Here is an 11922-nt window from a genome sequence, read left to right on the forward strand (position 1 = left end):
GACGGGCTCAAGATAATGCAATACCAGGCCGGGCATGAGCACGCCTCAACGACCGCCCTCTACACCTCCGTCTCCAGCGACTACAGGGTCAAAACACTGCGCCGCGCTCTGGACTCCACGGTCCGGGACGCGCTGGCCGGAATGGAAGACTGAACGCATGAAACGAGAGATCGACTACCGCTGGCGGCTTGCAGAACTCATGGCAGCCCGGGGAATGCACAACAGCACCGACCTCAGCCCGTTGCTGAAGGAACGTGGCATCGAACTCTCGGCCTCCCAGGCTCGTCACCCAACGCCCAGAACGGGTCTCACTCATGATGATCGCCGCGCTCTGCGACATTTTCTCGTGCGGGCCTGAGGACCTGGTTACCGTTACAGCGACAGATGCCAAGGCCCGCAAGGTCGCCTCCGATGCCAACGTCGTGGACCTGAACAAGACCATCCGGCCCAAACGTGCCCGGGTAATCCGCGATGACGGCTGAGATCAGCTCTCGGCTTACCGTACGTGGCCGGCCCCGCACCACCGGGGCGTTCACCTGCGACAGGTGCTCACGGGCAGCCGGCAAGCACCGTGCCAGCTGGCCAGAAGGAAGGATCTGCGGGACCTGCTTCACGGTCGCCATGCGCACCCACGGCACCTGGCCCGGCTGCGGAACAGAGCGCATGCTCCCAGGCAGGGCAGCTACCCACGATGGCCAGCCAGTCTGCGCTGATTGCGCGGGCATCACCCAGGACTACCACTGCTCCCGCTGCGGCACCGAGACTGAGCATTACCGCCAGAACACCTGCGCCCGCTGCTCACTCCGGAACGACCTCACGGCGCTGTTGCGCGTCGATGACTCCACGGGAACGGAAACGACGGCAGCGAAGCTGCTCGCCGCGCTCTGCCGAGCCGACCGCCCCGAAAGCATCCTCACCTGGCTCCGCAGCACCGGCGTCCGCGAACTGCTCGAACGAGTCGCTACCGGAGACGTCCCGCTCAGCCACGAGGCGCTCGACAAGGAAGCCAACAGCCTGCGGGTGGAGCACATGCGCAGCCTGTTTACCCACCACAAGCTACTCCCGGTCCGGGACCACTACCTCGCCCTCTTTGAGCGGTGGCTATCCAGCAAACTCGATGACATTGATGATCCCGAGGTGCGCCGCCCCATTGAGTCTTTCAGCCGATGGCATCACCTCCGCCGCATCAGAAGCCTGTCAGCAGACGGGAAACCTAGCCGCGGCCCCGTGCACAGCGCAAAGCAGGAAATCACCGAAACCATCAAATTCCTCACCCGGCTCAAACTCACCCACGGACGGACCATCGCCTCGTGCGTGCAAGCCGACGTCGATGCCTGGCTGGCCGACGGACCAACCACCAGACACCGCATCCGAACCTTCTTCGTCTGGGCAACTAAAAACCGGACCTGCACCAACATCACCATCGGTCATCGCCAGGCCAGAACCGTTCCCCTGCTCACCCAGGGAGAACGACTCGCGATGCTCAAGGCCTGCCTCACCGACAATATCGACACCCTGTCCTACCGGGTCATTGCCACTCTCCTGCTGCTCTACGCCCAGCCAGTTGTGAAGATCGCCGCGATGAAAAGCACCGATGTCATCATCACTCCTGACAACGTAGAGTCCCACCCGCTCATCGAACATGACGGGCTGTTCCGCCCGGAGTTCGGCATAAATCGGGAAGGGATCCTTCATCTGGAACGGTTCGTAACCGTGCGCGGGGGCTTCAGCACGTAGCTGAACGGGCAACGGCCGGCCGTTTCCGTCGAGGGTGACATGTGGACTTCTTGAATTGATTTGCTACAGGTGGCCTATTCGGTGAAGCGCCTACGCAGGAACTGCACGATCGCTTCGTGAATCTCGCTGCTACGGGGAACTGCTCCGGACATCCAATAGGCCGCGTGAACCAGCCCGTCGAAACGTATGGCTTCCGTTTCCACGCCGGCGTCCGCAAGCTGCTGGGCGTATTCTTCGGCTTCGTCACGGGCTACTTCATACTCGGTGCTAAGAACCAGTGCGGGCGGGAGCCCGACGAATGAGTCGGCACGAGAGGGTGCGGCCAGCGGATTTTCGGCGTCCTCGGGTGAGGAAAGATAGCGATCCCAGAACGAGTCCAAATCGGCCGCCGTGACGATGTAGCCTTCCTTGAATTCGGTCCGTGATCCGGTTTGCGCGTACGGTTCGATTACAGGGTAGACAAGGATCTGGCCGAGCAAGGCGGGTCCGCCTTCGTCCCTGGCGCGCTGCGCCGTGACGGCCGCGAGATTTCCTCCTGCGCTGTCGCCCATGACAGCGATCCGGGAGGCGTCACCGCCATATTGCTCGATGCTTTCAGCCACCCACTTGAGGGCTGCGAACGTGTCATCAGTGGCTGCCGGAAAGGGGTGCTCCGGAGCAAGCCGGTAACTGGCGGCGGCTACAAGGACCCCTGCGTCGTTGGCCAGCGCGCGGTTTGATTCTTCGGCCACATCAATGTTGCCGGCAATGAATCCGCCGCCGTGAAAATACAGGACCACTGGCAACGGGCCTTCACTGTTCTCGGGCACGTACAGGCGTATCGGTTGGTCGCCAGCAGGGCTCGGATAGGTCGTGTTGATGACCTTGGCCACCTCGCGGTGGGGTAGTTGAAGCCCGGTGAAGGATGCTACGGCGGCACGGGCTTCCTCCGCGCTCATCTTCTCGAACGGCGTGGAACCGCTGAGAGCGTCGAGGACTCCCTGGACTGCTGCGTCTACTGGCATGTGGATATCTCCTTGAGGTGTGGCGAGGATGTTGAAAGTGGCTAGGAAATGCGAGCGGTTGCTTCTACGGGGGCGCCTTCCAGGCTGAAGCCTTCGTAGCCGTTGGCCACCACGTCGGCACAGATTTTGCGGTAGGTGGGTGCCCCCCCGAGGTAGATCATGCATACTCGGGGTTTGCCGGGGACGTTGGCGCCCATGTACCAGGAGTTGGCTTCGGGCATGAGCGTCGCGGCGGCCACCTCGTTGGTGTGCGCTACCCAGCCGTCTTCGGCCTCCGGCGTCGGCTCGATGGTTTCGAGGCCCTTGTCCTTTAGATAGGCGATCGCGTCGGTGGCGAAATCGACGTGGTCTTCGATGGCGAGGGGCATGTTGTACAACACGGACGGGCTCTGGGGTCCGGTAACCAGGAACAGGTTGGGGAAGCCGTTGATGGACAGCCCCAGATAGGTGCGTGGGCCATCCCGCCATTTGTCTTCCAGGCGCAGCCCGTCCCGCCCTACCACGCCCATTGCCAGCAGCGGACCGGTCATGGCATCAAACCCGGTGGCCAGGATGATGACGTCCAGCTCGTATTCTTCCTCCGCCGTAGACACGCCGTTTTCGGTGACCGTCTGGATGGGCGTGCTCTTGACGTCAACCAGGGTGACGTTGTCGCGGTTGAAGGTTTCGTAGTAGCTCGTCTCCAGGGGCGGGCGTTTAGTGGCGTATGGATAATCCTTAGGGGACAGCAGGTCGGCTACCCGGGGATCCTTGACCCGCTCGCGGATCCGTTCGCGGATGTACTCCGCGGCCGTGTCGTTGGCCTTCTTGTCGACCAGGATGTCCTGAAAGCTGTCAATGAACAGCCGGAATCCGCCTGCATCCCACCGATCATCGAAGACCCGGCGGCGTTCCTCCGCGCTTACTGCCAACGCCGAGGGCTGAACCTGGTTATAGGGAATACCCGTGAAGTGATTACGCGAATCAGCGCGGATCTGTGCATAGTTTGCCTTGACCGCCCGGGTTTCCTCAGGATCAGCCGGAGCGTTGCCAATGGGCGTCGCATAGTTGGGGGTGCGCTGGAAGACCGTCAGGTGTGCTGCTTCCTTGGCGATCTCTGTGATGGCCTGGATACCCGTGGACCCGGTCCCGATAACTCCTACGCGCTTTCCAGTAAAGTCAACGCGCTCGTGCGGCCAGTTGCCCGTCTGGTAAACCTCGCCCTTGAAGTCCTCAATACCGTCAAACTCCGGCCTCTTCGGCACAGAGAGGTTGCCGGCGCCTGAGATGACGAAACTCGCGGTGGTTACCGTTCCGTCCTCGGTTCCAACCTGCCACAGCTTGCGTTCCTCGTCCCACACCATGGACGTTACCCGGCTGTTGAAGCTGATGTCCCGGCGCAGATCGAAGCGGTCAGCCACGTGATTCAGATAACGCAGGATCTCCGGCTGCGCCGCGAACTTTTCGCTCCACTCCCATTCCTGCTGCAGTTCTTCCGAGAAGGAGTATGAATAGTGGATGCTTTCGATATCGCAACGTGCGCCCGGGTAGCGGTTCCAGTACCAGGTGCCACCAACATCAGCGGCGGCATCGAAAACACGTACGGACAGGCCCATCTGGTTACGGAGGCGGTGCAGGGCGTAGAGGCCGGCGAATCCAGCGCCGATTGCTATAACATCGAAATCCGCTACCGGGTTCTGGCCCGTGGAATTCGTCATTGAATCCGACATAAAATTTGCTCCTTATTCCCAAGGGAAGGGTGAGGTCGAAGACGGCCGGCACATCGTATCTGCAATGACCTTCCGCTGGTATCAGTCTGGTGCGGGGTATGCCTGCCGCGTGCGGGGTAAATGACCCCCTTAGGTACCTGTCTTATGTTGCGGGTCACATATACTGATGCGCACTTCGGCAGCTTCACAAAGAACCGGGACGGTTCATGTAGATATGGGAATGGAAACAGGGAATGGATGCAGCTGCGGAACGTAGCGTCAATGTTGGGCTACGCACGGCGCTGACCAGCTTCGTCGGACGGCGACAGGAATTGGAGGACGCCAAAAAGGCCTTGGCCGAGTCGCGTCTGCTTACCCTCACTGGTCCCGGCGGCGTAGGGAAGACTCGGCTCGCCCTCGAACTGGCAGACCGGTCCCGCAAGGCCTTTCGGGATGGCGTTAGGCTTGTTGAATTGGCCAGCTTGGAAGATGGCACCGGAATTGCGCCCCTGATGGTGTCGGCGTTGGCTTTGCCGGATCAGTCTCATCGCCCGGCCTTGGACAAACTGTTGGATCATCTGCGGGACAAGCAGATGCTGATAGTGGTGGATAACTGCGAGCATGTGCTTGAGCCAGCGGCCGCACTCATCGCGGATCTGCTTCGGGAAGCACCTTCCCTGAGGGTCCTCGCTACCAGCAGGGAACCACTGGCAGTCGCAGGGGAGCGAGTCTGCGCCATCAACCCATTGTCGACGCCGTCACCGGGTGACTCACACAACCCTCAGGGACTGGACCGCTTTGAGGCAGTCCGCCTGCTGATCGAGCGTACGCGCAGCATTGTCCCCGAGTTCACGGTCAGTGCGGAGAACTGCGATGCGGTGGTGCAGCTATGCAGCCAATTGGACGGCATTCCGCTGGCCATCGAGCTGGCCGCATCCCGCCTGCGGTCACTGACGGTTTCCCAGTTTGTGGATCGTCTGGATAAGCGCTTTCAGCTGCTTACCGGCGGGGACCGCGCCGCCCTCCCCCGACAGCAGACCCTGCGGGCACTCATCGACTGGAGCTACGATCTCTGCACGGAAGCGGAAAAGCTCCTGTGGACCAGGCTGGCTGTCTTCCCCGACAGCTTCGATCTCGAGGCCGCCGAGGCCGTCTGTGGTTCCGAAGGCCTGGAACCTGACGCCATCATCGATCATCTGGACCGGCTCGTGGCAAAATCGATCATCTTGACAGAACGGTCAGGAGAGAAAATGCGTTACCGGCAGCTGATGACCGTTCGCGAGTACGGTGCGGAGTTGCTGGCGGAGTCGGGCCAACACCTTGCCCTGAAGCGACGACACAGGGACCACTACCTGCGCCGCGCAATAACTATGGTTGGGTCATGGTGCGGACCGGGTCAGGCGGCGACGCTGACAGAAATGCGGGAAGACCATGCAAATCTAATCACCGCGTTGGAATGGTCCGTGAGCACATCCACCGAACACTCCGCCGGAGCGCTTTTGGCCTCAATGTTGCGCTATCACTGGATAGCGGGCGGATTCCTTAGCGAAGGGCGGCTCTGGCTGGACCGAATCCTCCGCGAGCAAAGAGAACCCGGTGCGGAGCGTGCCGCAGCCCTATGGGTGGCTGCCTGGGTTGCGCTAATTCAGGGGGACAGGGACGGTGCCGCCGTCTACCTTCATGAATGCAAACAGCTGGCAGCCGAACTGGATGACCCTATGCTGGAGGCCCATATTGCCCACTGGTCAGGGCTCCGCCAGCTGTTCAGCGGAAATCTTCCGGCGTCCATCGAACTGTTTCGACATGCCATCGAAGTTCAAACCGCGGCCGGTCAGATAGGCCCGGCGTTGGCAGCCCAGTTCATGCTGGCCACCGCCCAGACCTACAACGCGCAGACCGAGGAAGCGCTCGAAACCTGCCGACATGCGCTGGGACTGGGCAGCGCCCACGGCGAACGATGGGCCCGCGCCTACACCCTATGGGCCAGCGGAGTATGCATGTGGCAGCTGGGCGAAATGAAACCTGCCAAGCAGGCGGCTGTTCAGGCCTTGGAACTGCAACGGGATTTCAAAGACGGAATCTGCATAGCACTGAGCATCGAACTGCTGTCCTGGATCGCTGCTTCATCCTCCGAATTCGCCAGGGCAGCCGAACTAGCCACAGCAGCCTCAACAGTCTGGCAAGGGCTTGGAACAACAGTCGCAGCCTTCGGTCCCCATATTCACCACGATTCGATGCAAACGGCAGCAAGGATAGCCGATGCGCTTGGACTCAAAAACACGTTCGTGGGCGAAAGGAGGATGCCTCTGACAAGGGACGAGGCCATAGAAATGGCACTGGGTGAGGGCGGACCTGGCCCTTCTCCGGGTGCAAAGGAATCACCACTTACCAAGAGAGAGCAGGAAATTGCAGCCTTGGTCGCGCAAGGGCTGAGTAATCGGGCCATCGCCGAATCGTTGGTCGTCTCCCCGCGAACCGTGGGGGGACACGTAGAAAACATCCTCACGAAGCTCGGCTTCACATCCCGGACCCAAATCGCTTCGTGGGTCGTGAACCAATCCGTATCGGCCTGACTTTCCAAGTATCCAGTCTCGGGCTCCCGAAATCCTTAAAATCATTGACGGTCACGACTCCCGAAACCATGCGCTTTCCATCGAGGATGCAAATGTCAAGGACTCGGACAAGACCTGGCGGCTTAGCCCCCGTGGCCTTAACACTGTCATGGACTGGTTCGGGCTGGACCGGGATCAAGCACTGCGGCTGTGTAGCCAGCGCGCCCATGGCCACCTCTTTACGCAGGAAGCAGAAGTCATTGCCCGGGCCATGGCCGCGCTCCAATCCGTCAACCTCTGGCCACAAAGACGCGCCCTCCTAAACCCCGACCATACGCCGATCGGGCTGCCCCAAGACGGTCAAAACGGGCACCCCGGATAGGAGTTAGGACCCCCTGCGATGCTGGTACTCGTGCCTATTCGTTTTCGAACTATTCGTGCTGCGACGGCAACACTGTAGGACCAGGCCTGCTTCAAGTTAATCGAGGTCGGCCGCGGATTCTTGGGTAGCCGGAGCCGGACTCGAGAGTTCGGAGAACCTGCGCCTTGGCTGGGAGCTCCGCCCAAATGGGGCACACCCTAAGGACTTTGAGCAGATGCCGGTCCGTTGATCCACCCTTCCGTTCCCACAGGACCGCAGCCCGGAAAGCACCATATGAAAAAGTCCACCGTTGTCGGTCCATCCCCCAAACCACGAGCCATCACAACCGTCTTGGCCCTGAGTGGAACCGTCGTGGCACTCATGCAAACCCTCGTGGTACCCCTGCTGCCGGACTTCCCCCAGATCCTCGGAGTCACCAGTGATGACGCTTCCTGGCTCGTCACCGCTACACTCCTCGCAATCGCCGTGGCCACGCCGATCATTCCGGAAGCGCCGACATGTACGGAAAACGGAAAATGATGGCAATCTCCCTCGCCATCATGATGGCCGGTTCGGTCATGGCTGCCGTAGGCGGAGCATTCCTCTGGGTCATCACCGGACGCGCGCTCCAAGGTTTCTCCCATCACCGAAACCGCATCGGCAAACGGCTTGAACAGTCTCGTCCGATCCATCGGTACCTCCATGTCAAGTGCTGCAGTGGACAGTCCTAACGTCCGTCACTATGACCGTAGGGTCGATGGCGCTGCCGTCCCTTGCAGCCTTTCAGGACGTCTTCTGGACGGCTGCTGCGGCGGCAGAATCCTCAGCGCTTGCTGCACTTTTCATCCCTGGAAAAAAATCGGACCCTCGCCTGATGCCCGGAACGGGGTCGCCGGCCTTGTCGTACAGGGACGCGTACACAACGCCGAAAACCTCCCGCTCACCCCGCCGTCGTCACCGCCTCCACCCCCACGGCGAACCAGTTGACTGGAACAGGGCCGACAGCGATGGTCGCTATTCGATAGCCCTCCCCACCCCAAGAATGTACTTGATTGTCACCAACGCCACCGGTTGGACTCCCGTTGCAAAAGTTTTGACCTTTGACGGCCACACGCCCCATCAGGACTTACTCCTGCGGGATCGAATGGAACTTACGGGAACAGTAAACCGAGAAGACAAGCCTGTACCAGGGAGGGTAGTAAATGTCCTTCAAGCAAGCGGGGATCACGTTCACACAACAACAACCGGAGCAGATGGCGTATACATCTGCCGCTGCCGGCCCCAGGGCGCTAAACCATGGCCGTGTTCGAGCCAGCCACTGCACAAAAAGTGGTCATCGACACCCAATCTGCCACTGTCGATTTTCCCGCTGCGCCACAACTCGCGAAACATTAACTGATAGGACAGTAACCCGGCTTCCGAAGGTTATGGCCGCGTAACTCCAGCCGCAGGGGACTGTGAAGGAAGCGGGCATCCACGGTGCGGGGGCTGTTCCCCATTGGTATCGCCTGCACCCTCATGTTCGCCCTCGGTTACGGCCGACTCCTCCTGGCGCCAAGCGCCGCACCCCACTCCTGCATGACCTCAGCGGCAGCTGGACAGCGTACTTTGCTCTGCTCTGCGGATGCCTGCTGGCGCTCACTCCAGGGCTGCTCGTCATCAATCAGCCACGAATGCTGGAAGATCACAGAATCTGACGGCTACGCTAAGCGGCACTACTGGTGAGCGTGCATATTCGATTTCGAACTTGCGATCGACGTCAAGGTCACCGTGCAACTGACTATAAATCTGGATAGCGTGACGCAGCCAGTGGGCGAGCTTCATACCGCCCCCCAGATGCGGCTTTTCGACCGGGAGAACTCAAGGGCCGATGGGGCTATAGCTTGGTGACTGCGCACCTGAACGCAACCTTTGACGGTCACAGGGAGGATGGGGCGTCCCTTTGGGATCCAGCTGGCACGAAACTGTGCGCCGCCATGATCGGTATCGCGGCCCGTGAGGAAAAGAACCCCAGTATCTCGAGCGCCTTTGCGCGGTCCTCCGACGTCGTGGCGACGGCGCCCGCAAAGACGGTGTCGATGGCGCAGTCTGGTGGCAGTACTCCGAGGACGCGAATGCCGGGTTGTCCCACGAGCTCGCTGAGCTGCTGGAACCCGAGTTCGACATCGCCCTGGGCGAGCGAGTGGGCAACCGGAATGCCTGGACGTGCCTGTACCATGCGTTGTTTGAGCTCTTCGCCTAGGCCCCAGTCGTCGATCATCTTCATGAGTGCGACGCCACTGGGGCCGGTCGAGTAGCCGATGCGAGCGGCATGTTGCAGAGCGGCGCGGAGGCCGGCGGCGTCGGGGAACGCGCGTGTTCTTTCGTGGGCAGCAGGCGCATTCGACGTGGATGGAACGGCCACCGCGACCTGCGAGAGCATCAGTGGCGTCACCGATTCAGCAATGACAAGCCCGTCGTCGACGAGCCGCCGAAGCGCATCCAGGGCAAGGAACACCAACTCGAACTGCTCGCCTTCGCTCACGCGTCTGGCGACATCCACGCCACCGACGGACTCGAGGTCAAGGCACGGCAAACCGGAAGCTACGGCGGCCTCCGCTAGATCGGTGAGAACATGGCGGGTCGCCATCGATGAAATCGCTCTCATGCGGCTTCCTCGAAGGTCTCGGCGTCAACCTCGAGTGCTGCGGCTGCTGCGTAGCGCTGGCCCGATACCGTGGATGTTCCGATGAGGTCACCGGCGCGGTTGAGCAGCTCGGCATCAATCGAGAGGCTTGCAGCCGCCTGATTTTCGCGGAGGTGATCTACGCGGGTCGTTCCCGGGATCGGTACTACATGCTCACCCCGCGAGAGCACCCACGCGAGTGCGAGCTGCCCAGCAGTGCAGCCGGCCTCCGCTGCCAGGGCGCGCCATTGGGGCAGCAGGGTCGCGTTCGTCGGCCAATGCTCGGGTTGAAAACGCGGCATTGCCCGTCGGATGTCCTTGGGCGCGAACTCTTCTGGGGAGTCGAAGCCATTGCTAAGGAAACCCCTCGCGACGGGCGAGAACGCCACCAGTGCGACCCCGCTCACGCGGGTGGCCTCAAGCATGCCAAGCTCGGGGTTGCGGCTCCACAGCGAATACTCGTTTTGCACCGCGGCGATGGGAGCTTCAGCCTGGGCCTCCCGCAGGCGCTGGACGGACACTTCGGAGAGTCCGATGGCACCGATCTTGCCGGCGGCCACCATCCCAGCAAGCGCACCAACGCTCTCCTGGATGGGCACCTCCCTGTCCCACCGGTGCAGGTAGTACAGGTCGATGTGGTCGACGCCGAGACGCCCGAGCGAGGCGTCAACCTGGGCGCGCAGCGTCTCAGGTCGTCCATCGATCTTCTTGACGCCGTCGACCATTGCCATGCCGCACTTGCTGGCCAGCAGCACTTCGTCGCGACGCCCGGCTATCGCCTGGCCCACCAGCTTCTCGTTGAGGCCGCCACCGTAGAGCGTGGCGGTATCGAGCATGCGTACGCCTTCGTCGAGCGCCGAGCGCAGGAACGCCAGACCGTCCTCGACCGAGGGAGGGAACCCATAGGCGTGGCTCAGCGACATGCAGCCGAGGCCGATTTTCGGCAGGATCACGCTAGCTGCTCCTCGAGCGCACCGAGTACCCGGTAGCAGTCGATGACCTGGCGGATCGAGGAATTCGGCTCGCGGCCCTCCCGGATCGCATTGACGAACTCGCGGTCCTGCAGCTCGATGCCGTTCATGCTGACCGCAACCTTCGACACGTCGATTTGCTCGTCCTTGCCATTGAACAAATCGTCGTAGCGCGCAACGTAGGTGGCTGTGTCGCCGATATAGCGGAAGAAGGTTCCGAAGGGGCCGTCGTTGTTGAACGACAGAGACAGGGTGCAGATCGCCCCGGCCTCACTCTTGAGCTGGATTGACATGTCCATGGCGATGCCGAGCTCGGGATGGATCGGGCCCTGGATGGCGTTCGCCTGGACGATCCTGCCGGCTTGGTAGGCGAACAGGTCCACTGTGTGGGCGGCGTGGTGCCACAGCAGGTGATCGGTCCATGAGCGGGCCTCACCCTTGGCGTTCGTGTTGGTGCGGCGGAAGAAGTACGTCTGCACGTCCATCTGCTGCACATTGAATTCACCCGCGGCAATCCGGTTGTGCACGAACTGGTGGGAGGGGTTGAAGCGCCGGGTATGGCCGACCATCGCGACGCGATTTGACGCCTCGGCGGCAGCCAAAGTCGCCTCGGCCTCCGTGAGGGAGTCGGCTAGGGGGATTTCGACCTGCACATGCTTGCCGGCCTTGAGCACCGCCTGGGTCTGCGAGGCGTGCAGCTGCGTCGGCGTTGCAAGGATGACTGCGTCGACGTCGTCACGCTCGAGCACTGCATCGAGACCGACCACGGCGTTCGGGACGCCGTACTTTGAGGCGACCGCGGCCGCCTTCTCCTGCGTGGTGCCCGTGACGACTGTAACCTCGGCGTCCGGGATCTCGGCGAGGCCATCGAGATGCTTCATGCCGAAGGCGCCCGTGGCGCCGACGACCGCTATGCGGACCTTCTCACTGCTCATTTTTTCTAT

Annotated in this window: 10 protein-coding genes; 5 read left to right on the top strand and 5 right to left on the bottom strand. The window is 61.5% G+C overall.

Going from position 1 to position 11922, the window contains the following annotated elements:
• Nucleotides 1–254: 254 nt before the first annotated feature.
• Together EU811_RS22480 and EU811_RS24470 are read left to right on the top strand one after the other, a co-directional pair.
• Nucleotides 255–482 carry a helix-turn-helix domain-containing protein gene (locus EU811_RS22480; protein ID WP_238703532.1) on the top strand — a complete coding sequence of 76 codons (228 nt, stop codon included), beginning with the start codon at nucleotides 255–257 and terminating at the stop codon, nucleotides 480–482.
• 139 nt (nucleotides 483–621) lie between these two features.
• Complete coding sequence (locus EU811_RS24470; protein WP_187697294.1) at nucleotides 622–1737, top strand: hypothetical protein; 1116 nt, start codon at nucleotides 622–624, stop codon at nucleotides 1735–1737.
• 74 nt (nucleotides 1738–1811) lie between these two features.
• Here EU811_RS24470 and EU811_RS22495 read toward each other — a convergent pair whose 3' ends face one another.
• Both EU811_RS22495 and EU811_RS22500 read right to left on the bottom strand, forming a co-directional pair.
• Entirely contained in the window at nucleotides 1812–2741 is a 930-nt protein-coding gene (locus tag EU811_RS22495) for an alpha/beta hydrolase (protein WP_142940486.1), read from the bottom strand.
• Nucleotides 2742–2782: 41 nt separating this feature from the next.
• On the bottom strand, nucleotides 2783–4450 hold the full coding sequence (locus EU811_RS22500) for a flavin-containing monooxygenase (RefSeq protein ID WP_142940487.1): 1668 nt from the start codon (nucleotides 4448–4450) through the stop codon (nucleotides 2783–2785).
• Nucleotides 4451–4683: 233 nt separating this feature from the next.
• Here EU811_RS22500 and EU811_RS22505 point away from each other — a divergent pair, with 233 nt between their 5' ends.
• From EU811_RS22505 to EU811_RS24480, 3 genes are all read left to right on the top strand, one after another.
• Nucleotides 4684–7002, top strand: coding sequence for a LuxR C-terminal-related transcriptional regulator (locus EU811_RS22505; protein WP_187697296.1), 2319 nt, complete (start codon nucleotides 4684–4686; stop codon nucleotides 7000–7002).
• 712 nt (nucleotides 7003–7714) lie between these two features.
• A complete protein-coding gene (locus EU811_RS24475; RefSeq protein ID WP_238703533.1) occupies nucleotides 7715–7882 on the top strand; it encodes a hypothetical protein in 168 nt (55 codons plus the stop codon).
• On the top strand, nucleotides 7879–8073 hold the full coding sequence (locus EU811_RS24480) for a hypothetical protein (protein ID WP_238703534.1): 195 nt from the start codon (nucleotides 7879–7881) through the stop codon (nucleotides 8071–8073). Before EU811_RS24475 ends, EU811_RS24480 begins: the two co-directional genes overlap by 4 nt.
• Nucleotides 8074–9260: 1187 nt before the next feature.
• Here EU811_RS24480 and EU811_RS22520 read toward each other — a convergent pair.
• Genes EU811_RS22520 through EU811_RS22530 form a run of 3 tightly spaced genes read right to left on the bottom strand, consistent with a single transcriptional unit; the run spans nucleotide 9261 to nucleotide 11913 of the window.
• Nucleotides 9261–9989: a substrate-binding domain-containing protein gene (locus tag EU811_RS22520; RefSeq protein ID WP_142940488.1), complete on the bottom strand. Its 729-nt coding sequence runs from the start codon at nucleotides 9987–9989 to the stop codon at nucleotides 9261–9263.
• Complete coding sequence (locus EU811_RS22525) at nucleotides 9986–10960, bottom strand: aldo/keto reductase (RefSeq protein WP_142940489.1); 975 nt, start codon at nucleotides 10958–10960, stop codon at nucleotides 9986–9988. The genes EU811_RS22520 and EU811_RS22525 overlap by 4 nt, the downstream gene beginning before the upstream one ends.
• Nucleotides 10957–11913, bottom strand: coding sequence for a Gfo/Idh/MocA family oxidoreductase (locus EU811_RS22530; RefSeq protein ID WP_142940490.1), 957 nt, complete (start codon nucleotides 11911–11913; stop codon nucleotides 10957–10959). The genes EU811_RS22525 and EU811_RS22530 overlap by 4 nt, the downstream gene beginning before the upstream one ends.
• Between the last annotated feature and the right edge of the window lie 9 nt (nucleotides 11914–11922).

It is taken from the genome of Arthrobacter sp. TS-15 (genome assembly GCF_006964045.1).
Taxonomy (GTDB): domain Bacteria; phylum Actinomycetota; class Actinomycetes; order Actinomycetales; family Micrococcaceae; genus Arthrobacter.